22 protein-coding genes, 1 tRNA gene and 1 pseudogene are annotated in these 24,238 nt (G+C 61.2%); 23 read left to right on the top strand and 1 reads right to left on the bottom strand.

The window, feature by feature from the left end:
* Positions 1-100: 100 nt before the first annotated feature.
* Complete coding sequence (locus BN1241_RS04400) at positions 101-1,831, top strand: alpha/beta hydrolase (protein ID WP_054952497.1); 1,731 nt, start codon at positions 101-103, stop codon at positions 1,829-1,831.
* Between the two features lie 323 nt (positions 1,832-2,154).
* Here the strand turns inward: BN1241_RS04400 and BN1241_RS04395 are convergent.
* A tRNA-Arg gene (locus tag BN1241_RS04395) sits at positions 2,155-2,227 on the bottom strand.
* Between the two features lie 137 nt (positions 2,228-2,364).
* On the opposite strand from BN1241_RS04395, the gene argS reads away from it, so the two are divergent.
* The 22 genes and pseudogenes from argS to nucS all read left to right on the top strand — a co-directional run bounded on the left by argS (position 2,365) and on the right by nucS (position 24,189).
* A complete protein-coding gene (gene argS / locus BN1241_RS04390; RefSeq protein ID WP_054952496.1) occupies positions 2,365-4,041 on the top strand; it encodes an arginine--tRNA ligase in 1,677 nt (558 codons plus the stop codon).
* Positions 4,042-5,385, top strand: a complete 1,344-nt coding sequence (lysA, locus tag BN1241_RS04385; protein WP_054952495.1) for a diaminopimelate decarboxylase — start codon at positions 4,042-4,044, stop codon at positions 5,383-5,385.
* Positions 5,386-5,419: 34 nt separating this feature from the next.
* Entirely contained in the window at positions 5,420-6,694 is a 1,275-nt protein-coding gene (locus BN1241_RS04380; protein ID WP_054952494.1) for a homoserine dehydrogenase, read from the top strand.
* A complete protein-coding gene (thrC, locus tag BN1241_RS04375) occupies positions 6,694-7,794 on the top strand; it encodes a threonine synthase (RefSeq protein WP_054952493.1) in 1,101 nt (366 codons plus the stop codon). Before BN1241_RS04380 ends, thrC begins: the two co-directional genes overlap by 1 nt.
* A gap of 1 nt (position 7,795) precedes the next feature.
* Positions 7,796-8,686: a homoserine kinase gene (thrB, locus tag BN1241_RS04370; protein ID WP_054952492.1), complete on the top strand. Its 891-nt coding sequence runs from the start codon at positions 7,796-7,798 to the stop codon at positions 8,684-8,686.
* Between the two features lie 190 nt (positions 8,687-8,876).
* On the top strand, positions 8,877-10,664 hold the full coding sequence (rho, locus tag BN1241_RS04365) for a transcription termination factor Rho (protein ID WP_054952491.1): 1,788 nt from the start codon (positions 8,877-8,879) through the stop codon (positions 10,662-10,664).
* 151 nt (positions 10,665-10,815) lie between these two features.
* Complete coding sequence (rpmE, locus tag BN1241_RS04360; RefSeq protein ID WP_054952490.1) at positions 10,816-11,028, top strand: 50S ribosomal protein L31; 213 nt, start codon at positions 10,816-10,818, stop codon at positions 11,026-11,028.
* 88 nt (positions 11,029-11,116) lie between these two features.
* Positions 11,117-12,217, top strand: a complete 1,101-nt coding sequence (gene prfA, locus BN1241_RS04355) for a peptide chain release factor 1 (protein WP_054952489.1) — start codon at positions 11,117-11,119, stop codon at positions 12,215-12,217.
* Positions 12,214-13,023, top strand: coding sequence for a peptide chain release factor N(5)-glutamine methyltransferase (gene prmC, locus BN1241_RS04350; protein ID WP_077138280.1), 810 nt, complete (start codon positions 12,214-12,216; stop codon positions 13,021-13,023). Before prfA ends, prmC begins: the two co-directional genes overlap by 4 nt.
* A 13-nt stretch (positions 13,024-13,036) precedes the next feature.
* Positions 13,037-13,675: an L-threonylcarbamoyladenylate synthase gene (locus tag BN1241_RS04345; RefSeq protein ID WP_054952488.1), complete on the top strand. Its 639-nt coding sequence runs from the start codon at positions 13,037-13,039 to the stop codon at positions 13,673-13,675.
* Positions 13,672-14,730: pseudogene (locus BN1241_RS04340) on the top strand (MraY family glycosyltransferase); the annotation flags it as partial. The gene BN1241_RS04345 and the pseudogene BN1241_RS04340, both read left to right, overlap by 4 nt.
* Positions 14,731-15,215: 485 nt before the next feature.
* The gene (locus BN1241_RS04335) at positions 15,216-15,629 is read left to right on the top strand and encodes a Cg1360 family ATP-synthase-associated protein (RefSeq protein WP_054952487.1); all 414 of its coding nucleotides are present in this window, start codon (positions 15,216-15,218) and stop codon (positions 15,627-15,629) included.
* Positions 15,630-15,857: 228 nt separating this feature from the next.
* Complete coding sequence (gene atpB, locus BN1241_RS04330) at positions 15,858-16,604, top strand: F0F1 ATP synthase subunit A (protein WP_082418211.1); 747 nt, start codon at positions 15,858-15,860, stop codon at positions 16,602-16,604.
* Positions 16,605-16,645: 41 nt separating this feature from the next.
* Complete coding sequence (gene atpE / locus BN1241_RS04325) at positions 16,646-16,858, top strand: ATP synthase F0 subunit C (protein WP_054952485.1); 213 nt, start codon at positions 16,646-16,648, stop codon at positions 16,856-16,858.
* Positions 16,859-16,860: 2 nt separating this feature from the next.
* Entirely contained in the window at positions 16,861-17,409 is a 549-nt protein-coding gene (locus BN1241_RS04320; RefSeq protein ID WP_054952484.1) for a F0F1 ATP synthase subunit B, read from the top strand.
* On the top strand, positions 17,409-18,215 hold the full coding sequence (locus BN1241_RS04315) for a F0F1 ATP synthase subunit delta (RefSeq protein WP_054952483.1): 807 nt from the start codon (positions 17,409-17,411) through the stop codon (positions 18,213-18,215). The genes BN1241_RS04320 and BN1241_RS04315 overlap by 1 nt, the downstream gene beginning before the upstream one ends.
* Before the next feature lie 38 nt (positions 18,216-18,253).
* The gene (gene atpA / locus BN1241_RS04310) at positions 18,254-19,882 is read left to right on the top strand and encodes a F0F1 ATP synthase subunit alpha (RefSeq protein ID WP_054952482.1); all 1,629 of its coding nucleotides are present in this window, start codon (positions 18,254-18,256) and stop codon (positions 19,880-19,882) included.
* 2 nt (positions 19,883-19,884) lie between these two features.
* Complete coding sequence (locus BN1241_RS04305; protein WP_054952481.1) at positions 19,885-20,784, top strand: F0F1 ATP synthase subunit gamma; 900 nt, start codon at positions 19,885-19,887, stop codon at positions 20,782-20,784.
* Positions 20,785-20,819: 35 nt separating this feature from the next.
* Positions 20,820-22,271: a F0F1 ATP synthase subunit beta gene (gene atpD / locus BN1241_RS04300; RefSeq protein ID WP_054952480.1), complete on the top strand. Its 1,452-nt coding sequence runs from the start codon at positions 20,820-20,822 to the stop codon at positions 22,269-22,271.
* Positions 22,268-22,543, top strand: coding sequence for a F0F1 ATP synthase subunit delta/epsilon (locus BN1241_RS04295; protein ID WP_054952479.1), 276 nt, complete (start codon positions 22,268-22,270; stop codon positions 22,541-22,543). The genes atpD and BN1241_RS04295 overlap by 4 nt, the downstream gene beginning before the upstream one ends.
* 12 nt (positions 22,544-22,555) lie before the next feature.
* Positions 22,556-22,972: a DUF2550 family protein gene (locus BN1241_RS04290; RefSeq protein ID WP_054952478.1), complete on the top strand. Its 417-nt coding sequence runs from the start codon at positions 22,556-22,558 to the stop codon at positions 22,970-22,972.
* Between the two features lie 521 nt (positions 22,973-23,493).
* A complete protein-coding gene (gene nucS / locus BN1241_RS04285; RefSeq protein ID WP_054952477.1) occupies positions 23,494-24,189 on the top strand; it encodes an endonuclease NucS in 696 nt (231 codons plus the stop codon).
* Positions 24,190-24,238 lie beyond the last annotated feature (49 nt).

Here is a 24,238-nt window from a genome sequence, read left to right as displayed (position 1 = left end):
GGCGGATATGATCCTGAAGTGTCGTGCGCCTGCAGCGAGATGAGAGATTTCCTGGTGCGAGATGCAACCGTTCTGAACGGATTACCCGGAAGGATGGAGGATGACTGATGGGGAAGAAGCCATGACCGTGAGCACCGATTCTTCGCAAGCGTCTAAGGAAGAGAGCGAACGCGGGGAAATACCCCCGAGGAGCCCGTCGCTGGACCGGTCCTGGTGGTATCTCGACCCGGGTGGAGCGGTCGGCGGTTTCGTCTTCACGATTCTCTCCATGACACCCTCGCTCCTGCCCCGTCCCGCACTCCTCCAAGGGGTCGTTGCTGGCTTTGCCTTTGCCGCCGGCTACCTCATCGGAGTTCTTCTCCTCGTCCTCATTCGCAAAATGATCTGGGGCAGGGACGATACGCCGGTCGTGGCCAGGCCGTGGTGGATTGCTTACGGGATCGCCTGGGTGGTTGCCCTGGCCGGCCTCGCAACACTCATTCTCGATTGGCAAAACGAGGTCCGCAGCCTTGTTTCTCTCGAGCCGTTGAATGCGATCCAGTTCTGGCCATTCGCCGTGTCCTTCCTGCTCGTTTCAGTGCTTCTTCTCGTCATTGGCAAATCGGTCATGCGCATGTACCACCGCCTCGAAACGCGAATGCGTACCCTATACGCGACCCTCGTATGCGTGGGCATCGTCCTTCTTGTCATGTCAATGCTGGGCTCGATCCTGTTCTTCAGCATGGAACGATGGTTTACGAGCAGTAACGGTGAGCCAATCGCGGAGCTCAGTCCACCCGATTCCGACTTCCGGTCGGCGGGTCCGGGCTCGGTTATCGAATGGGAGGACCTCGGTCGTCACGGCTCGATGTTCATTGGTGAAGGACCAACCAAGGCTGATATCGAAGAACTAACGGGGGAGCCCGCAATTGAACCGATCAGGGTTTATGCCGGGAAAAAGTCCGCTGAGACTCTCGAGGAACGAGCTGATCTCGTTGTGTCAGAACTTGAAAGAACCGGTGCATTCGAGCGGGAAATCCTCGTGGTAGGGATCACGACGGGCTCGGGATGGTTGGAACCTCAAACCGTGGACTCTCTCGAATATCTTTATGGTGGCGATACTGCCATCGCCGCCATGCAATACGCCTTCACACCCAGCTGGGTGTCCTTCCTTTTTGATCCGGATGCACCGGTGGATGGTGCGACCGTACTCTTCGAAGCGGTGGAAGAACGGTGGCTGGAAATCCCAGAAGAAGAACGCCCCAGGCTCTTTATATATGGGCTGAGCCTCGGTGCCCACGGCGGCCAGTCAGTCTTTATTGACCTTGATGATCTGCGCTCCCGTACAGATGGTGCACTCTTTGTGGGGCCGACAAACAGCTCGGACATGTGGCAGGAACTTCAGGCAGCACGTGACCCCGGCAGCCCCGAGAGTCTCCCGGTGTTGGATGAGGGACGCGAAGTGCGGTGGATGTCAACCATGGCCGATGCGAATAACCTCGACGGCCCTTGGGAGGAGCCCAGAGTCCTCTTCCTCCAACACCCCACCGATCCCGTCACCTGGTTCTCCGCGGATCTCTTCTTCAGTAAACCCGATTGGCTCGAGGATGATCAGCGTAGCGCCGACATTAGCTCCTCGATGAGGTGGATGCCGGTTGTGACGGGCATCCAAGTCGCCGTCGATCTCCTGGGAGCCGACCGCGTACCGGCTCAGTACGGCCACAACTTCGGAGATGTTGTCGTTGCCGGCTGGGTGAGTGTCATTGGCGATCCGGGACTCGACCGCGAGTCCCTGCAAGCAATCCAAACTGAAATTGAAACCTACGCCAGCATCCTGCCCTTTGAAGAGTAGGAGCGTGGAAGGGGAGGAACTTCCTTCCAATGGGGAGGGCACATCAATTCAATGGGTAGTTCCCAATCAAAGCGGTACTTCCTCCCCATGGGGAAATCACGGAGCCAAAGGATCCCGGTTGCTTTAGAGCCGCGCTCAGCCACGGATAGCACGAATGGAAGGTATCTGAACATGGAAAAGCTGGGCGAATAAAGGAAATAACCAGCTAAAGCTGGAAATATTCCGCTAATAATCGGATGGTTATCAACAACCCTGTGGGTTGGTAACGCGCACGTGGATACCGTGCTGGCAAAAACCGTGGTGGTTACGTGCCGGACCTGCGGTACCCCGGATAGGATTCGAACCTACGACCTTCTGCTCCGGAGGCAGACGCTCTATCCCCTGAGCTACCGGGGCGCGATTACTGACTTTATCAGGATACGCATGCCCCGCAACAACCGGCACCCTGTGACATACCATTCAGTGCGGGCGGCCTCGCCCACACTTGAGGCCCCAATGTGTTTCGAAACGAGACGCCTCGCTAGACTGTTCCCATGACTCCAGATGAACTCAGCGCGCTCATTGAATCCGTACTCAACGGGGCAGTCGCAGACGGCACGATCAACCTTGCCGAAGCCGACCTCCCCACGGTGAAAGTTGAACGCCCCCGCAACCGCGACCACGGGGACTGGGCAACAAACGTTGCCATGCAGCTTGCCAAAAAGGCGGGAACCAACCCGCGCGAACTCGGCACCACCATTGCGCAGCGACTGGAGCAAGAGGACGGCATTGACGAAGCAAGCGTGGCAGGGCCCGGCTTCGTCAACATTCGCCTCGCCGCGGGCGCGGCGGGCGAGCTTGCCCGCACGATCCTGAGCGCTGGCCGCGAGTACGGGCGGAGCGACTCCACCCCGGGCACCGTCAACCTCGAATTCGTATCCGCCAACCCCACTGGCCCCATTCACCTGGGTGGCGTGCGATGGGCGGCGGTTGGCGACTCGCTCGCCCGACTGCTCGAAGCGGCCGGAGCGACCGTGACCCGCGAATACTACTTCAACGACCACGGTGCGCAGATCGACCGCTTCTCCGAATCGTTGCTGGCTCGCGCTCGCGGTGAAGAGGCCCCCGAGAACGGTTACGGAGGCGCCTACATTTCCGACATTGCCAGCCGCGTCATGGCCGCCTGCCAGGAAGCCGGTGAACCCGACCCGCTGACTCTGCCCGAGGCCGAGGCACAGGAAGTGTTCCGCTCCCGCGGCGTTGAGCTCATGTTTGGTGAAATCAAGGAGGCACTCGCCGACTTCGGGGTCGAATTCGATGTGTACTTCCACGAGGACTCCCTCCACGAGTCCGGTGCCGTTGAGAGGTCTATTGCGGTATTGCGCGAGCGTGGACACGTCTACGATAAGGACGGGGCCACCTGGATTGAGACGACCTCGTTCGGGGATGACAAGGACCGTGTCGTCATCAAGTCCGACGGTGAGGCGGCCTACTTCGCCGGCGACATCGCCTACTACCTCGACAAGAGGGAACGTGGAGCCGACCACGTCATCATCATGCTCGGTGCAGACCACCACGGCTACATCGGGCGCATGTACGCGATGGCGAGGGCCTTTGGAGACACGGCGGGTGACCGCCAGAACCTGGAGATCCTCATTGGCCAGATGGTCAACCTGGTTAAGGACGGGGAACCCGTCCGCATGTCCAAGCGTGCCGGCACGATCATTACGCTCGAGGACCTGGTCGACGCGGTGGGCGTCGATGCCGCTCGCTACTCCCTCGTCCGCTCCTCGGTCGACACCACGCTGGAACTCGATCTGGATGTTCTTGCATCCCACACGAACGAGAACCCGGTTTATTACGTTCAGTACGCCCACGCACGGACACGCTCCGTTGCCCGCAACGCCGCAGAGCACGGCGTGAATAGGGATGACTTCAATCCTTCGGCCCTCGATCACCCGGCCGACAAGTCCCTCCTCGGCGTTCTCGCCCAATACCCGGAAGTTGTTGCCCAGGGCGCTGCCCTGCGTGAACCGCACCGCGTTGCACGCTACCTCGAGGAGCTCGCAGCCGCCTACCACACCTGGTACGGCCAGACCCGCGTCACCCCGCGTGCCGACGAAGAGGTGAACGAGGGCCACGTTGCTCGTCTGTGGCTGAACGATGCCACGACGCAGGTTCTCGCCAACGGACTCGATCTTGTTGGTGTGAGCGCTCCGGAGAAGATGTAAATGGCTTTCGCGCCCCTCGCATACGTTCCCGCCCCGGAACCGGGCAACGGTCCCTGGCCCACCAACCTTCGCCGCGAGTCCGATGGAACCGTGACACTGGCCGGACACCATCTCGATGAGCTCGCGCAACTGGGCACTCCGCTCTACCTGGTTGATCAGGACGACATGATTGATCGTGCCCGTGCCTGGACTGAAGCCATGGCGGGCGGGGATGTTTACTACGCAGGAAAGTCCTTCCTCACGCCTGCTGTTGCACGGTGGATGGTGGAGGCGGGACTCGGTATCGACACCGCCTCCGAAGGAGAGCTGCGTTCAGCGCTTGCCGGGGGAGTGCGGGGGGAAAAGATTGGGTTGCACGGCAACTCCAAGTCGGATGAAACCCTGCGCCTCGCGCTCACCAATAACATTGGTCGCATTGTTGTCGACTCGCCGGGTGAGGTTGACCAGATTGCACGGATCGCGGCCGACCTCGATGTCGTTGCTCCCTGCTTTGTGCGAGTAACAACGGGTGTGCACGCGGGTGGGCACGAGTTCATTGCCACCGCGCACGAGGACCAGAAGTTTGGCCTGTCCCTAGCCACCGGTGCTGCCCGCGACGTCGTGCGAGCCATCGCAAAGAACGAGCATCTTTCATTCCTGGGCCTGCACTCCCACATTGGTAGCCAGATCCTTGACCCGAGCGGTTTCGCTGCGGCAGCCGATGCGGTGATTGCTTTCGCCGGTGAGCTCCACGAGGACGGAATTGCCGTTCCCGAGGTTGACCTCGGTGGCGGCTATGGCATCCAGTACACGGGTGAAGACCCGGCCCCCGTGAGCGAGGCCGACATGATTGCGGGGATCCGCCAGGCTCTTGAAGAAGCCTGCGAGAAGGCAGGTATTCCCGTTCCTCGCATGTCGATCGAACCCGGCCGCTCCATCTCCGGCCCCGCCGGCATGACCCTCTACCGGGTGGGTGCGACCAAGGATGTCATGACCGATGATGGGGTGCGCCGCTACGTATCGGTTGATGGCGGGATGAGCGACAACGCCCGCCCTGCCCTGTACGGGGCCGACTACACCGCGCTCCTGAACCGGGACTCGGATGCTGAGCTCGTTCCCACTCGTGTGGTGGGCATGCACTGCGAATCGGGCGACATCGTCGTCAAGGATGTTGCGCTCCCACGGGACGTGACCGCCGGCGACCTGCTTCTCGTTGCCGCGACCGGTGCCTATGGTCGCTCCATGGCTTCCAACTACAACACGGTACGCCGCCCGGGTGTGCTGGCCGTGTCCGACAGGGGGACGGCCTGGCTCGTACGACCCGAAACCTGGGAAGATGTCCTCGGACTCTTCCCGGACCTGTAATCTTCACAGTCCACAGCCACCTATCGGAGGAATAATGTCAGTCAAGATTGCCCTGCTCGGATGTGGGACCGTTGGTAAAGCGGTCGCGAAAGCACTGAAGGCCCAGAGCAAGGACTTCACGGCCCGTGTTGGAGCTGAGCTCGAACTCGTTGGAATCGGTGTGCGCAACGTTGACGCACCGCGCGATCCCGACATTGATCGCTCACTGCTGACGGACGACCTCGAGGCACTGACAGCCAAAGCCGACATCGTCATCGAACTGATTGGTGGCATCGAGCCCGCACGCTCACTCGTTCACAAGGCGATCGAGAACGGCGCCACCGTCGTCACCGGAAACAAGGCACTCCTTGCCGAATACGGTCCCGAGATCTACGAAGCCGCGGCTAAGGCCGACGTTGACGTCTACTACGAGGCTGCGGTCGCGGGTGCTGTGCCCGTCGTGTACGGCCTGCGGGAATCACTTGCGGGCGACCGCGTCGAGACCGTTGCCGGCATCCTCAACGGCACCACAAACTTTATTCTCGACGAGATGGAGAACAACGGCCTCTCCTTCGACGAAGCCCTCAAGCTCGCACAGGACCTGGGATTTGCTGAAGCAGATCCGACCGCGGACGTGGATGGTCACGATGCTGCCGCGAAGATCGCGATCCTCGCCTCCCTCGCCTTCCACACCCGAGTGTCGATCAAGGATGTGCCGACCACGGGAATCCGGCAGATCACGGCCGAAAACATTGCCGCGGCCAAGGCCGATGGCTACGCAATCAAGCTCCTCGGCATCGCATCGCGCCGCGAGAACGGTATTGAACTGAGCGTCGAACCGACCCTCGTCCCGCTCGACCACCCGCTCGCCGGCGTGCGCGGCTCCTTCAACTCCATTGTCATCGAAGCAACCGGTGCTGGCAGGCTCATGTTCTACGGTCGCGGTGCGGGCGGTGCCCCAACCGCCTCCGCGGTCCTTTCAGATGTGGTGGCCGGCGCTTCGCACCGGGTGCATGGCGGTCAGGCTCCCCGGGAGCTCGCCTACGCTGACCTGCCCATCCTCCAGCCCGAGGAGGGCGAGTCCTCGTTCCGTATCGAGGTGGCGGTGACCGACCGGACCGGTGTGCTCACTCAGCTGACCGGGGCCTTTGCCGATAACGGGGTGTCGATTATGGCGGTGCGCCAGACCCAGATCGAGGATGGTGTCGCAAAGCTGATTGTCACAACGCACACGGCACGTACCTCGAGCGTAAAGTCGGCAATCGAAGTAATTGAAAAGGCAGACTACGCGAAGGGCGTTCTGCAGGTCATGAGGGTGGAAGGTAACTGATGGCACACCAGTGGCGCGGTCTTATTAACGAATACCGGGAACGGCTACCTTTCGAGGACAACGATCCTGTTGTCACCCTGTTTGAGGGTGGTACGCCGCTCGTCCCGGCACCGCACCTGTCCGACCTCGTGGGCGCTGACGTGCACGTCAAGGTTGAGGGCATGAACCCGACGGGTTCGTTCAAGGACCGCGGCATGACAACCGCCGTGTCCAAGGTCAAGGCCGCGGGTACCGAGATCATCGCCTGCGCATCGACCGGAAACACCTCCGCATCCGCAGCCGCCTACGCCGTGGCCGCGGGACTGGGGTGCGCGGTTATTTTGCCCGCGGGAAAGATTGCTGCTGGCAAGCTCGCCCAGGCCATCGTCCACGGCGCACAGCTGGTCGCTGTGGATGGCAACTTTGATGACTGCCTCCGGATCACCCGGGAGCTCACCGAGCAGTACCCGGTGGACCTCGTGAACTCGGTCAACCCCTACCGTCTCCAGGGACAGAAGACCGCATCCTTCGAGATCGTGGATGCCCTCGGGAAGGCACCGGATATTCACGTGCTCCCGGTGGGCAACGCCGGCAATATTTCCGCCTACTGGATGGGCTATAACGAGTACGCTGGCCGCACCACTCTCGCTTCCTTTGACGAGTCCGCACTGCACCTGGAGAAGGTCGTGGATACGGTGCCGCAGATGTGGGGCTTCCAGGCCTGGAACTCAGCCCCGCTCGTTCTTGGACACCCGGTTGAGAACCCGGAAACGATCGCGACCGCGATCCGCATCGGTAACCCCGCCTCCTGGAAGTACGCGGAAGAGGCACGTGACAATTCGGGTGGCTTCATTGACCGCGTGACCGACGAGGAGATCCTCGAAGCTCAGGCCCTGCTGGCCTCCGAAGTTGGCGTGTTCGTAGAACCCGCCTCAGCCAGCTCCATTGCCGGACTCATCAAGACCGCGAAGGCAGGCAAGGTTGCCGAAGGAGCGACAATCGTGTGCACCGTGACCGGCAACGGACTCAAGGACACCGCCACCGCACTGGCGGACCGCAATGTCGACCCCGATGTCATTGACTCCTCGGTTGATGCTGCTGTGAAGGTCCTGGGGCTTTAAGATGCGGCAGGTGACCGAAACCCTGACAGTGAGGGTTCCCGCGACCTCCGGGAACCTCGGCCCCGGCTTCGACTCCATGGGCATGGCCCACGGTATTTACGACGAAGTTGAAGCAACCCTGCTTGCCGGCAAGACCACCGTCGAGATTCTGGGCGAGGGCCAGGGCGAACTACCGACCGATGAATCGCATCTCGTTGTGCGCGCACTCATGCGCGGCTTTGAATTCGCTGGGCTGCCGCTCGCAGGGGTGAAGATGACCTGCCGGAACGGTATTTCACAGTCCCGGGGACTCGGCTCCTCCGCGGCTGCCGTCGTGGCAGGTTTGACCCTGGCGGCGGGATTCCTCGGCCGACCCGACCTGTTCACGAAGGATGACGTCCTCACGATCGCAACCGAGTTCGAGGGGCATCCGGATAATGCCGCGCCCGCGATCTACGGGGGAGCGGTTGTCTCCTGGTCGGAAGCGGGACGTTCCCACGCTGTTAGCCTCGACCTTCACCCCGAGCTACGCACCACCCTGCTCGTGCCGAAGGAAGTTCTCGCCACGGCAACGGCACGCGCTGCGCTTCCCACCTCGGTTCCGCACGTCGATGCGGCATTCAACGCCTCCCGTACGGCCCTTCTGGTGCACGCTCTCGGGCACAACCTTGATCTCTTGCACGAGGCCACGCGGGATCGCCTGCACCAGGAGTACCGCTCCAGTTCCATGCCTGCCACGGCCGAGGTGCTGGATGCGCTGAGGTCGGCGGGATGGCCGGCAGTGGTCTCCGGGGCGGGTCCCGCGATCCTCGTTCTTGACGAGCTGGATCCCCAGACCTGCCGAATCCTTGAGGCACGCGGTTTTGCTGTGACAACCCCTGGAATTGGCCAGGGTGCTCACATTGTTGCGTAAATAGGTGTATTTTCTGCTCAACCTGGTAGGCTGACCTCATCACCGCTTGACGCGCTGTGGCTTAGCCCGCGCACGGTGCCATCCCTCAGCGCTTGTTCTTTGGGGCATTGAGTTACATTTATCTCCCAATGAGCGCTGGAAAGCAATGACATCTCGCCCGCCATGACGCGGGATTCGAGGAAGGAAACTAGTGAGCGAAAATTCCTCCGCTCCTCGCAAAGCACTCACGGCTATGCGACTTGGCGAGCTCCAAGAGCTGGCCAACACGATGGGGCTTCAACTTGATGCGAAAGCCCGCCGTAATGACTACATCACCGCTATCCGCAAGGCCCGCGACGCCGGCCGTAAGGTAGCCGCCGAGCAGGCCCCGAAGCAGGACAACGACAAGACCGAGTCCGCTCGGGAAGAGTCCGCTCTGCCCACCATTGAAATTCCCGAACCGGCAGCGTCCGAGCCCGCATCGAACGACAGCGGTTCCGAACTGCCAGAAGACAAGCTCGCAGCCCTCGAAGCACTGGGTGAGGCAGCCTCCCGCAAGGCTGAAGCCAGCCACAGGCGCTCCCGCGGAGACGACCGGAACCGCACCGAACGCGACCAGGATTCGGACGACAGCGGTGAGGGCACGAGGCGACGCAATGATCGCCGCCGCGAACGCTCCGGCCGCCGCGATTCGCAGAACCGCAATGAGCGCAATGAGCGCCAGGACCGTAACGAACGCAATGATCGCAATGATCGTAATGATCGTCGTTCCAACCAGCGCAACGATCGTCAGGACCGTCAGGGCGATGGTGATTCGGACTTTAACGATCAGGTGCGCGACGGAGATGTGCTCCTCAAGGTTGCTGGCATCCTCGACATCGACGGCAACAACGCCTACCTGAGGACCGCGGGCTATCTTCCCGGTTCGAACGACGCCTACGTCTCGCAGGCCCTCATTAAGAAGAACAAGTTGCGCCGCGGCGATGCCATTGTTGGTGCCGTCCGCGACCTGGGCGAATCCTCGGGCCAGGGCCGCCAGGGACGCCTGCGCCACAAGTTCAACCCGCTCGTCCAGATCGACTCCGTCAACGGACTGTCGCTCGAGGACCTTCTGAAGCGCCCCGAGTTCGGTAAGCTCACACCGCTGTACCCGAATGAAATGCTGCGCATGGAAACCTCGCCGAAGGCGATTACCCCGCGCGTCATCGACCTCGTTGCCCCCATCGGTAAGGGCCAGCGCGGACTCATTGTCTCGCCCCCGAAGGCGGGCAAGACCATGATCATGCAGCAGATCGCGAACGCGATCGCGGTCAACAACCCCGACGTGCACCTCATGGTTGTGCTGGTGGATGAGCGCCCGGAAGAAGTGACGGACATGCAGCGCATGGTCAAGGGCGAGGTTATTGCCTCCACCTTCGACCGCCCTGCCGCCGAACACACCCTCGTTGCCGAGCTGGCAATTGAGCGCGCGAAGCGCCTCGTTGAACTCGGCCAGGACGTTGTTGTTCTCCTCGACTCGATCACGCGCCTCGGCCGTGCCTACAACCTGGCTGCACCCGCCTCGGGCAGGATTCTGTCCGGTGGTGTGGATGCTGCGGCTCTCTACCCGCCCAAGCGCTTCTTCGGTGCGGCCCGCAACGTCGAAAACGGGGGGTCCCTCACGATCGTCGCCTCCGCACTCGTGGAGACGGGATCGAAGATGGACGAGGTGATCTTCGAAGAGTTTAAGGGCACGGGCAACATGGAACTGCGCCTGTCCCGTCAGCTCGCCGACCGCCGCATCTTCCCCGCCGTCGACGTCAATGCGTCCGGCACCCGCCGCGAAGAGCTTCTCTTCAGCCCCGAGGAGCTCAAGATCGTGTGGCAGTTGCGTCGCGCTCTCGGCACCCTCGAGGTTCAGGAATCGTCCGACTTCCTGCTCGGACGCCTCCGCAAGACCGAATCGAATGGCGAGTTCCTCATGACCATCGCCAAGTCCATGCAGAAGTCTGGAGAGTAGTCTCACAGGTCCGCCCCTTGCGGGGCGGACCACTTCGGCACCATAATTACCTGACGGCTTCCGGTTCACCAACCACGTTTCTTGAAACGGCCTCCTGCATGATCAGGAGTTGGGAAGGACCCGGGGCACTAACGATCCAAGGAGATAGCTCATGAAGCAGGGAATCCACCCTGAATACTTCGTCACCGAGGTCACCTGCACCTGCGGTAACAAGTTCACCACCCGCTCGACCGTTGCGTCTGGCGAAATCCGCGCCGATGTTTGCTCGGCCTGCCACCCCTTCTACACCGGCAAGCAGAAGATTCTCGACACCGGTGGTCGCGTGGCTCGCTTCGAGGCACGTTACGGCAAGCGCAAGAAGTAGCTTTTCTACGAGGCGCCGGCGAGTTTCTCGCCGGCGCCTTCCGTATTTACTTCCACCTGTTTCTTCCGCATAGCTTTTAAGGATCACCATGAGTCAGAACACGTCCGTCCCCGAGCAGATGCTTGCCGAGTTCCATCAGATTGAGGAACAGATGGCGTCCCCCGAGGTGCTGTCCAGCCCCGACAAGCTTCGTTCGCTCGGTCGCCGCTACGCAGAACTGGGGCGCGTAGTACGCGTCTACCGGGAGTGGAAGACAGCGCGCGACGATCTGTCGGAGGCGAAGGAGATCGTGTCCGCAGGAGGGGAAGACGGCGAGCTGTTTGCCGATGAACTGCCGGGGCTGGAGAAGCGTTTTTCGGAGCTTGATGACGAGCTGCGCAACGTGCTGATCCCGCGCGACCCGGACGATTCACGCGACGTGATTCTCGAAGTCAAGGCGGGTGAAGGCGGAGAAGAGTCCGCCCTATTCGCTGGCGACCTGCTCCGCATGTACCTGAGGTATGCGGAGATCAAGGGATGGCAGACACAGACCCTGTCCGCAACCGAATCCGACCTCGGTGGCTACAAGGTCATCCAGGTCGCGGTCAAGAGCCCCCAGCCACCCGAGGATCCGGCTGATGGCGTGTGGGCACACCTGAAGTACGAGGCCGGCGTGCACCGCGTGCAGCGCGTTCCCGTCACCGAATCCCAGGGCCGCATCCACACGTCCGCAGCCGGCGTGCTGGTCTTCCCGGAAGTTGATGACCCGGGCGAGGTCGAGATCGATCCGAACGATCTCCGCATCGACGTGTACCGCTCCTCAGGGCCGGGCGGGCAGTCCGTTAATACCACCGACTCCGCTGTCCGCATCACCCACGTTCCCACGGGAATCGTGGTGTCCATGCAGGACGAGAAGTCCCAGCACAAGAACCGCGATGCTGCGATGCGCGTGCTGCGAGCACGCCTGCTTGCTGCCCAGCAGGAAGCCGCCGCCGCGGAAGAGGCAGAGCAGCGCCGTTCCCAGGTTCGTACCGTGGACCGTTCGGAACGCATCCGCACCTACAACTTCCCCGAGAACCGCATCTCCGATCACCGGACCGGATTCAAGGCATACAACCTGGACACCGTCCTCGGCGGCGAGCTCGGTCCCGTCATCGACTCGGCTCGTGAGATGGACGAGCTGGAGCGCCTGGAGCACGCGGGGGAGTGACCTGGCGTTCTCAGCGCTCGTGGGCGGAATCGATCCTGGCGGAAGCCGGGATCGAGTCGCCTCACGCCGATGCACGGTGGCTTGCCGAGCACGTAGCGGGGCAGAGCCTCCTGCTCGCACCTGAACCCACCCCGGAACAGATCGAGTCCTTCAGGGAGCTGGTTGAGCGGCGTGCCCGCCGGATCCCGCTCCAGCACCTGACGGGGGTCATGCACTTCCGGAATCTGGAGCTACCGGCAGACCCCGGTGTGTTTATCGTGCGGCCCGAAACGGAACTGGTTGCGGGGGCTGCGGTCGATGCGGCCCGCCGCGCAGGACCAAGCCCCCTCGTTGTTGACCTGTGCACCGGTTCGGGAGCGATCGCCATTGCCATCGCCGATGAAGTTCCGGGAGCCAGGGTCGTGGCCGTTGAACTGGATGACACCGCCTTTGCCGCCGCCACGCGTAATGCGCAGCCCTACGGGGTTGAGGTGCACCAGGGTGATGCTCGCACCGCACTGAGCGAGCTCGAGGGCATGGTTGACGTTGTTGTGTCGAATCCACCCTACGTACCCAGGCGGCAACTGCCTGCCGAAGTGGGACTAGATCCGGCCGTGGCACTGTGGGGCGGCGGGGATGATGGGTTGGAGATCCCTCGGGCCCTCGTAGTACGAGCTAGGCAGCTCCTCAAGCCCCGTGGGGTGCTCATCATGGAGCACGACGATACGCAGGGTGAGGCCCTGGTCGTCTGCGCACAGGAAGTGGGAATGTCCGGGCGGACCGAGCTGGACTTGGCGGGGAGACCCCGGTTTTTGTACGCGGTGTGAGAAAGTAGAGACTGTGGATATTCGAGACTGCATAACCGATAGTGGCGCCCTGGATGCTGCATCCGTCGCCGTATCCAACGGGAAGCTCATCGTGCTCCCAACCGACACCGTGTACGGGATTGGGGCTGATGCCTTTAACCCGGCAGCGGTCAACAATCTCTTGGAAGCCAAGGGCAGGGGCAGGCAGATGCCGCCCCCGGTTCTGGTCGGCACCAAGGAAACGGCGGAGGCACTGGCGGACGGACTGCCGCAGGCGGCACGGGACCTCATTGAGAAGTTCTGGCCCGGCGCCCTCACACTCATTGTTTTGGCGCAGCCATCGCTTGCCTGGGATCTTGGGGAGACCGAGGGAACCGTGGCTCTGCGCATGCCGGACAGCGAAGTGGCACTCAACCTGCTGAAGCGCACCGGCCCACTTGCCGTGTCATCGGCCAATATCCACTCCCAGCCGGCCGCTACGACCATCGAAGAGGCAAGCAGCATGCTTGGTGAGTCCGTCGGCCTGTACCTGGATGGTGGGAAGGCCGGTGGGGGAGTTGCCTCCACAATCGTTGACGTCACCTCCCAGCCGGCGCGCATTCTCCGGCAGGGCGCCATCTCCCGCGAGGACATCGCGGCCGTTGTTGAACTCGAGGAGAACGTCGAGCCGTGAGAGTCTATCTGCTCGTCATGCTGATCGCTGCGGCAGTCACCTATCTGATGGTGCCTGTTGTGCGGCGTATCGCATTGGCGAGCGGAGCGATCACGCAGGTCCGTGACCGTGACGTCCACACCGTGCCGATTCCGCGCCTCGGTGGGTTGGCGATGCTCATCGGCCTTGCCGTGTCCTTTGCGGTGGCCAGCCAAATACCGTACCTGAGCCAGGAATTTGCTGGTGGTTCGGTGGCTTGGGGCATTTTGGTGGGTGCCGCGCTCATGTGCCTGATCGGCATCATCGATGATATTTGGGAGCTCGACTGGTATGCGAAGCTGGCGGGGGAAATCCTTGCGGCGGGAATCATGGCCTGGCAGGGCATCCAGTTCGTGTCCGTTCCCGTGTGGGGACTGACCGTTGGGTCCACGAGGCTCACCCTGTTCCTCACGATCATCGTCGTCGTAATCGTCGCGAATGCAATCAACTTTATTGATGGCCTGGATGGGCTTGCGGCCGGGGTGGTCGGCATAGGCTCCTTTGCCTTCTTTGTCTACACGTACATGCTGACCCGAGAATCCTCGCCGGGTGACTACTCCTCGATCGCCGTTGTCGTCGTTGCTGCGCTCGTGGGAATCTGCATCGGTTTCCTACCGCACAATTTCAATCCAGCAACGATCTTCATGGGCGACTCGGGCGCCCTCATGCTCGGCCTGGTATGTGCCGCCGCGGGCATCGTGGTCACGGGACAGATCGATCCCAGCATCGCCACGACCCGAACAATCCCCGCATTCATGCCGATCATTTTGCCGATCGGCGTGCTCCTCATTCCACTGCTCGACTTTGCGTACGCCGTGTTGAGGCGCCTCCTCAAGGGGCAGTCGCCCTTCACTGCCGATTCCGGCCATCTCCACCACCGTCTTCTCCGTGCCGGCAACTCTCACCGCGGTGCCGTCCAGGTCATTTACGCCTGGTCCGCACTGTTTTCCTTTATCGCCGTTGCCCTCGCTTTCTTTGACCCACTTCCCGTTTCCATCGCGGGCGCGGTCGGCCTCCTACTCGTGGTTGCGTACACGAGATGGGAGATGAGAGGGAAGACAGAGGCTGCTCCGGAGCACACCACCAACCTTGCGGTTGCAGCCACCGGCGGTGCCGAAGCAGCCGCCGCAGGTCACGACCGAGCAGGGGACCACGCAAACCCGGACTCCACAGCTACAACTGCCGTAGTTAATGCGAACCGGGCATCGACTGCCGAGACCCGGTCATCGACTGTCGCGGCCCTGCAGCCCGCCGGTGCGGGAGCGCACGATTCCACCAGCTTCTCGCGCGCCGAGGACGAGGGGCTAGATTCGTCAGATACAGGTGAGCGCGAGCCGATTTCATCGGGAACTCATGCTGCTTCCGAGAAGGATGAGGAACTGACGGAATTGCACAGCATGGAGTGGCTGGAAACTGAACTTCCGGAAGGTGAGACACTGGGGGATATGCCGGGGGTTGGCTGCGAGCAGACGGATGGGATCTGGCCGGGCAAGTTGCATGATGACGATAGAGGTGAGCGAGCATGAAGAAGGACCGTGAACCTGGATATGTGCCAACCGGTCTTGACCTGTACCGAACGATCTCGGTGCGCACCCTGATCGCCTACCTGGTGCTGGCTCTTGGTGGTGGGCTGTGGGCCTACCTGGCGAGCGGAGAGCCTGCTCTGTGGGGCTTTCTTATCGGAGTTGGGATTGCCGGGACCGCCATGGGACTCACTCTTGCGGTGATGATCCTCACAGAGAAGAATCCCAAAATTAATGACATGGCCGTCATGTTGGGCGGATATTTACTCAAAATTGTTGTCCTGTTTGTCGTGTTTGTTTCCCTCCAGGGCTACGCCTTTTTGGCGGATATGGCGCTTTTACTAGGGTTTGTGTCGGCGATCGTCGTGTCTCTTGCGATCGACACATTCACGATCGCCACCACCCGTGCCTAGGACATTCGTCCTGAAACTGTTCGGTCGGACTCACAATCTCGAGATTATTTCCGGTACGATGATTTCGTCCGCAAGAGCTGGCAGATCTATGTCGATCAGTCACCCGAGCTCTTCCACCTCTTAAGTTTTCTGGGGGCCATCCTGTTCGCTAACGCCTCGTTTGAGCTCGTAGCCCAGGCCGGGCGTCTGCGTCTCGCCGCGGAAGATTCCGGTTTCCACGCACCGTCGATGGACGAGTTTTATCCCGAAGCGTACCTTTTCGAAGGTACTCCGTTCGCCATTAACCGCATCATCATGGCTCGCCTCATTGCGGTTGCGGTCCTCGCCATCATCTGCATCCTGTACGCCAAGCGGGCGAAGCTCGTTCCCGGCCGCGCGCAGGCAGCCTTCGAATACGTTCTTGACTTTATTCGGAAGTCGATCGGTTACGAAGTCATTGGTGAGGGTAAGGCAGATCGTTACCTGCCGGCACTGGCCACCCTCTTCCTCGGCATTCTGTTCATGAACATTACGGGTGTCATCCCCGGGCTACACATCGCCTCGACATCCCTCATCGGCATGCCGATTATTTACGCGCTGTTCGCGTACGTCCTCTTCATTGTGGCCGGTATCCGCGTCCACGGTGCGGGCGGCTTCTTCAAGGCGCAGCTCATGCCCGCCGGTGTTCCGAAGCCGGTTCTCATTCTTATGACTCCGATCGAGTTCCTGTCGAACTTCATTGTTCGCCCGGCAACTCTCGCCATTCGTCTTCTCGCCAACATGGTGGCGGGTCACCTCCTGCTCGTCTTGTGCTTCGGCGCAACTCACTACCTGTACTTCTCGATGGGCGGTGCCGTCGGCATCCTCTCCGGTTCTGTTACTCTCCTGGGTGGCATTGCCGTTGTGGTCTTCGAGATCCTGGTAGCGGGCTTGCAGGCTTACATCTTTGCGCTTCTTGCGGCAGTGTACGTTTCACTGTCAATTGAAGAACACTGAAACTTGGGTCAACCACTCAACAACAAAGGAAACAGGAAATTATGGAAACAGTCGTCGGTAACATCGCGACCATCGGTTACGGCCTCGCTGCAACCGGCCCTGCTATCGGTATTGGCATGCTCGTAGCAAAGACGCAGGAAGCTTCTGCTCGTCAGCCCGAGATCAAGTCGTTCCTCCGCGTCAACATGTTCCTCGGTATGGCGTTCGTTGAGGCCCTCGGCCTTATTGGCTTCGCCGCTGGGTTCGTCTTCTGATCATGAACAACAGCGCCGAGTGGTTCAACTGGGACCCCTCGTTGCTCGTTCCGGCCTCCTATGACCTCCTCTGGGGCACGGTCGCATTCGTTATTGTTGCGTTTGTTGTCTACAAGTTGGCATGGCCGACCTTCATCTCACTGCTCGATGAGCGTAGAGAGAAGATCGAAGATGGGCTTCTGGCAGCAGAACGGGCACGAGAAGAAATCAAGGCTGAGCGTGAGCAGCTTGCCGACGAGGTAACCGCTGCTCGCAAGGATGCCGCACGTATCCGCGAGGATGCTCAAGAGAACGCGAAGGCAATCATTGCCGATGCGCGCTCGAAGGCAGCCGCGGAAGGTCAGCGCATGCTCGATTCGGCTCAGCGCCAGATCGAAGCCGACCGTCTCGCTGCGGAGCACTCCCTGCGTACCGAGGTTGGCACGCTTGCCACGACCCTTGCGGGTCGCATCGTGGAAGCCAACGTGGCCGACAGCGACGTGTCGCGTCAGGTCGTCGACCGCTTCCTTGACGAACTGGAAGCATCAACCCCCGCGAACACGGAGGCGTGATGAGACTGGGTAGCGAGCAAGCACTCCAAAGGCTTCTCACCACGTGGGAAGGTGTCGTCGCCAACCGTCCCGATGCGGCGATTGGCTGGGCTAAGGAGCTCTTCGCGGCAGAGAAGCTTCTCGGTTCCGAGACGGCGGTTGCACGGGTGATAACCGACCCGGCACGCTCCCCGGAGGCACGGGCCGAGCTCGTATCCCGCCTCTTTGAGGGCAAGGTGTCCGGTGAGGTGAAGGACTTCCTTTCCGGACTGGCACGGGAACCCTTCCGCAGGCCCGAGGATATCGTGGAAGCGATCGCCCGGTCCGGTGTGGAAACGCTTCTCATGTCAGCCCAGATCTCCGGCCGCCTCCAGGGTGTCGAAGAAGAGCTGTACCGGGCTAGCCGCACGCTGAGCGAAGCCGGCGAGCTCCGCCGGAACCTGGATGATCGAGATATTGCTGCAGACCGCCGCATCAGCCTCGTCAACCGCATCTTCGGTAGCTGGAGTCCCGAGACGGTCGCACTCCTAGAATACGGGGTCGCGAACGATGAGCACATTATTCGCCAGCTGAGGCACTGGATTGGGGACGCTGGACGCAGGAGTCAACACCTCGTCGCCATCGTCACCGCAGCCGCGCCCCTGGCCGTCGAGCAGGAGCAGCGCCTGACCGAGATCCTCACCAAGAAATACGGCAAGCCCGTCGAAATCCATGTCGGTATTGACCCGGCACTGATCGGCGGAGTGCGTATTTCAATCGGACCGGACGTCATTGACGGCTCTCTCGCTTCCCGCATCAACCACGTGAAGTCCGTTTTCGCGGACTAGAAGACTACCGCGGTAACCCGCAAAGAAAAGGAATATCAATGGCTGAGCTGACAATCCAGCCCGAGGACATCCGGGCAGCGCTCGCCGGCTTCGTCGATAGTTACGAACCGGCAGAGGCAGTCACGGAAGAGGTCGGTCACGTCACCATGACCGCTGACGGGATTGCCCGCGTTGAAGGCCTCCCCGGCGCCATGGCTAACGAACTTCTCCGTTTCGAAGACGGAACAGAGGGTCTGGCCATGAACCTCGAAGACCGCGAAATCGGTTGCGTGGTTCTCGGTGACTTCTCCGGTATCGAAGAGGGCCAGGAGGTCCGCCGTACCGGTAAGGTCCTGTCCGTCCCCGTAGGTGACGGCTACCTGGGTAGGGTCGTGGACCCGCTCGGACAGCCCCTCGATGGGCAGGGCGACATCCAGGGCATCGATGGCTCGCGTGCCCTCGAACTTCAGGCCCCGGGCGTCATGGACCGCAAGTCCGTGCACGAACCCCTCCAGACCGGCCTCAAGGCAATCGACGCGATGATCCCGATCGGTCGTGGCCAGCGCCAGCTGATCATTGGTGACCGCCAGACAGGTAAGACCGCTCTCGCGATCGACACGATCCTCAACCAGAAGGCCAACTGGGACTCGGGTGACCCCGACAAGCAGGTCCGTTGCATCTACGTTGCCGTTGGCCAGAAGGGCTCGACGATCGCATCCGTGCGCGGCGCCCTCGAGGAAGCAGGTGCCCTCGAGTACACGACGATCGTGGCCTCCCCGGCATCCGACCCGGCAGGCTTCAAGTACCTCGCCCCCTATACCGGTTCGGCCATTGGCCAGCACTGGATGTACGGCGGCAAGCACGTCCTCATCATCTTCGACGACCTGTCGAAGCAGGCCGAGGCCTACCGTTCCGTTTCCCTCCTGCTGCGCCGTCCCCCGGGCCGTGAAGCATACCCCGGTGACGTGTTCTACCTACACTCTCGCCTGCTCGAGAGGTGCGCGAAGCTCTCCGATGAGCTCGGTGGCGGTTCGATGACGGGCCTGCCGATCATCGAGACGAAGGCGAACGACGTCTCGGCCTACATTCCGACCAACGTTATTTCAATTACGGACGGTCAGATCTTCCTCCAATCGGACCTGTTCAACGCGAACCAACGCCCGGCCGTGGACGTCGGTATTTCCGTGTCCCGTGTCGGTGGTGACGCGCAGATCAAGGCGATGAAGAAGGTTTCCGGTACCCTCAAGATCACGCTCGCCCAGTACCGTGCACAGGAAGCGTTCGCTATGTTCGCTTCCGACCTCGATGCGACGACCCGCCGCCAGCTCACTCGCGGTGAGCGGCTCATGGAGATCCTCAAGCAGCCCCAGTACACCCCGTACGCGGTTGAGGATCAGGTTGCGTCCGTGTGGGCAGGCACCAACGGCTACCTGGATCCCATCCCGGTTGAGCAGGTGCACAACTTTGAGGCCGGCATGCTCGACTACCTCCGCCGCAACACGAAGGCGCTCGACGCGATTCGTGACACCGGCAAGCTCGAGGACGAGACCATTGACGAGCTGCGCCGCGGCGTTGAAGAGTTCCAGAAGGAATTCGTTGCAGCCAAGGACGTTGACATGTCTCCCGAAGTACCCGAGCAGGAAGCTGAGCACGAAGTCGAGCAGCTCGCCCGCTCGAAGAAGGACTAATAGTGGCTGGTCAGCAGAGAGTCTATAAGCAAAAGATCCGGGCAACGAAGACCCTTGAAAAGGTCTTCCGTGCCATGGAGCTCATTGCGGCGTCGAGGATTGGCAAGGCGCGCGAACGCGCGCAGGGCCAGGACCCGTACACTCTTGCGCTCATCCGCTCGATTGGCACCGTCGCAGCCCACGCAACGGACCTCGACCACCCGCTCATCACCCCCAGGACCGACACGAACCGTGTTGCCGTTCTGATTGTGACGTCGGATCGTGGCATGGCGGGGGCGTACTCCTCATCCGTGCTGCGTGAAGCGGAGAAGCTCCTCGAGCGGCTTCGTGAAGACGGCAAGGATCCCGTCCTGTTCGTCTTCGGACGCAGGGGCGAGTCCTACTTCAAGTTCCGCAAGGCCGACATGGCCCGCGTGTGGACCGGCTCCTCGGATAACCCGTCCACCGACACGGCACAGGAGATTGCTGACGAGCTTTTGGGACGCTTCCTCGCACCCGTTGAGGAGGGCGGCGTTTCCGAACTGCACGTCGTGTTCACCCGGTTCGAATCGATGGTCAAGCAGGTGGTGCAGGTGCGCCGTATGCTTCCCCTTGAGGTTGTTGAGGCGGACCCGGACGAGGAGACGGAAGAGGTTCCGCTCTACGAGTTCGAGCCCTCTCCGAAGGAACTGTTCGACGCACTGCTCCCCATGTACGTGTCGCAGCGCATCCACGGACAGTTGCTCATGGCTGCTGCCTCCGAGCTCGCATCCCGCCAGCAGGCAATGCATGCGGCGACCGAGAACGCCAACGAGCTGATCCAGGACTACACGCGCCTCGCGAACAACGCTCGCCAGGCCGAGATCACGACAGAAATTACCGAGCTTATTTCCGGCGCTGACGCGCTGGAGAATGCCAGCTAGACCACCCGGCCGATGGCCAAGTGAAGGAAGAAAGAATGACTGCCACTACCGAGACGGGCGTTGGCCGGATTGTCCGCGTCATCGGCGCCATCGTTGACGTCGAGTTTGCTCCGGACCAGCTTCCGGCGCTCAATAACGCACTCACCACCGAGATTGACCTGACCGCCATGGGCGGTGACATGGCAACCCACAAGATGACCCTGGAAGTTGCCCAGCACCTGGGTGACGGCATCGTCCGCACCATCGCACTGAAGCCGACTGACGGCCTCGTGCGCGGCGCACAGGTTCAGGACACGGGTGAGCCGATCACGGTCCCCGTCGGTGACGTGACGCTCGGCCACGTGTTCAACGTGACCGGTGAGCCCCTCAACCTTCCCGAGGGTGAAACCCTTGAGGTGACGGAGCGCTGGCCGATCCACCGCAACCCTCCGACGTTCGCTGAGCTCGAGTCGAAGACCCAGATGTTCGAAACCGGTATCAAGGTCATCGACCTCCTCACCCCGTACGTGCAGGGCGGCAAGATCGGTCTGTTCGGTGGTGCCGGTGTTGGTAAGACCGTTCTGATTCAGGAAATGATTCAGCGCGTCGCCCAGGACCACGGCGGTGTGTCCGTGTTCGCCGGCGTGGGTGAGCGTACCCGTGAAGGTAACGACCTCATCGTCGAAATGGAAGAAGCGGGCGTGTTCGACAAGACCGCTCTCGTCTTCGGCCAGATGGATGAGCCGCCGGGCACGCGTCTGCGTGTTGCCCTGTCGGCTCTGACGATGGCGGAGTACTTCCGTGACGTCCAGAACCAGGAAGTGCTGCTCTTCATCGACAACATCTTCCGCTTCACCCAGGCAGGTTCCGAGGTGTCGACCCTTCTCGGCCGCATGCCTTCCGCAGTGGGCTATCAGCCGACCCTGGCTGATGAGATGGGCCAGCTTCAGGAGCGCATTACCTCCGTCCGCGGTCACTCGATTACCTCCCTGCAGGCCATTTACGTGCCCGCCGACGACTACACCGACCCGGCACCGGCCACGACGTTCGCGCACCTCGATGCGACGACCGAGCTGTCCCGTGACATTGCGTCGCGCGGTCTCTACCCGGCCGTGGACCCGCTCGCTTCCTCCTCCCGCATCCTCGACCCCCAGTACGTTGGTCAGGCACACTATGATGTCGCCACCCGCGTCAAGTCGATTTTGCAGAAGAACAAGGAACTTCAGGACATCATCGCGATTCTCGGTGTTGACGAGCTCGGTGAAGAAGACAAGGTCACCGTTGCACGCGCACGCCGCATCGAGCAGTACCTGTCGCAGAACACCTACACGGCCGTGAAGTTCACGGGCGTGGAAGGCTCCACCGTCCCCGTTGACGAGACCGTTGAAGCTTTCCGCAGGATCTGCGAAGGCGACTACGACCACGTACCGGAGCAGGCGTTCTTCAACATCGGTGGCATCGAAGATCTCGAGCGTCGCGCTCGTGAACTCGAGGAAGAGAACCGATGAAAGTCGACATCGTCGTGCGCTCTGGGGAGCAGTGGAGTGGCGAAGCCGATTCGGTGGTCGTTCCCGCTTTCGAGGGTGAACTCGGTATTCTGGATGGACGTGAACCTTTGCTTGCTGTCCTCCGCCCCGGCACGGTGCGGGTAGGATCGGGAGCAGAGGAGAAGAGCTTCGAAGTTCCGCAGGGATTTGTTGTTGTTGACTCAGACGTCGTCACGATTGTCGTGGACGATGGTGGAGATCACTTCGTCAACCTGGAGGACCTGTCCGACTAGATTGGAAAACGTATGGATGCCCCGGCTATCGCACTCAGTGTCATTGTGGCGCTGCTCGTGGTTGCCGGGGCATTCGCCATCTGGGCCATGATCCGCACCCGGGCACTCTTCCGCAGGGTCGGTTCCTTCCCCGCGGCCATCAGTGTTCCAGACAGTAACCAGTGGCGATCCGGTGTCGCCATCTTCGGAGCGGAATATCTGCGCTGGTACAAGACCGGCTCCATCTCCACTAAGCCTGTCCTCGCCTTCTCCCGGAACCGACTCAATGTCATCGACTATCACCAGCGTAACGAAGCGACCGGAACGGTCGTTGTCCATTTCGAATGTAATGGTCAGCACTGGCTGTGGGCCATGACCAACGACTCGGCAGCCGGTGTGGTGAGCTGGATGGACGGGGCAAGCCCCGTCGAAGAACCCACAGGCATATAAGACAACCTCTGCAGCCTCTATAACCTCTCTCGAACACCCGCCACTTGATTGGCGGGGGCACTGTTTCATAAGGAACGTTGGGGAAGGGCATAGGGGGGCGGGAACCCACAAAAGAATCCAGGACGCGGGGGCGGGACAACGAAGGCTCGATCTTCCCCCGTACCCGCGCGACCCCCGGCAAGATTTCCCTCCTGTCTTTTATCCACATCAAGTGGTGTAAAAGAGACAGGCTGGAGGGAGGGGGCAAGCCCCGCCAAAGACCCCACAGGCATATAAGACACCCTCTGCAGCCTCTATACCCTCTCTCGAACCCCCGCCACTTGATTGGCGGGTGCACTGTTTCATAAGGAACGTTGGGGAAGGCCATAGGGGAGCGAGAACCGACAATCGAATCCAGGACGCGGGAGCGAGACACCGAAGTCTCGATCTTCCCCGTTACCCGTTTCTGCCTGGATTTCCTATCTCTGCTTCGTGGAGAACCCCACCCTGGGGCCGGCACCCCACTATGTAGACTGGAGGGCGTGCGTGTTGTCTTTGCTGAATGCTCCGTAGAATATTCCGGCCGCCTCGATGCCTACCTGGCGAAAGCCCCCCGGCTCATCATGATCAAGGCCGATGGTTCGGTTCTCATCCACTCCGACGGTGGCTCGTATAAGCCGCTTAACTGGATGAGTGCCCCGTGTAAGTTGACGGAGGCGGAGCCGTCTGAGGAAGAGGCCGAGGCCGGCATCGAAGCCGTCTGGCTTGTCGCCAACGCAAAAACCAATGACGCCCTCAACATCAAGATCTTCTCCATCATCGAAGAAATGAGCTACCAGCTCGGCGAGGACCCCGGTCTCGTCAAGGACGGGGTCGAAGCACACCTGCAGGAGCTGCTCGCTGAGCAGGTCGAACTCATCGGTCCCGGTACACGCCTTGTGCGCAGGGAATTCCCGACCGCAATCGGCCCCGTTGACCTCCTGGTCAAGGATGCTGAAGAGAAGCATATTGCGATTGAAATTAAGCGCAGGGGAGAGATTGACGGTGTTGAACAACTCACCCGCTACCTCGAACTCCTTAACCGGGACCCGCTGCTCGCCCCGGTGGCGGGGATCTTTGCCGCCCAGGAAATCAAGCCCCAGGCACGAGTGCTCGCTGAAGATCGTGGCATCCGCTGCCTTGTCCTCGACTATGGTGCAATGAAGGGCACAGATAACGTGGAGGATCGGTTGTTCTAATGGGCAGGAAGTCTCGTCGCCGCCCGTACCATCAGGGACATATTCCCCT

It is taken from the genome of Flaviflexus massiliensis (genome assembly GCF_001375495.1).
Classification (GTDB): domain Bacteria; phylum Actinomycetota; class Actinomycetes; order Actinomycetales; family Actinomycetaceae; genus Flaviflexus; species Flaviflexus massiliensis.
Note: the sequence above shows the minus strand (reverse complement) of the source record. Positions and strands in the feature narration are given on the sequence as shown.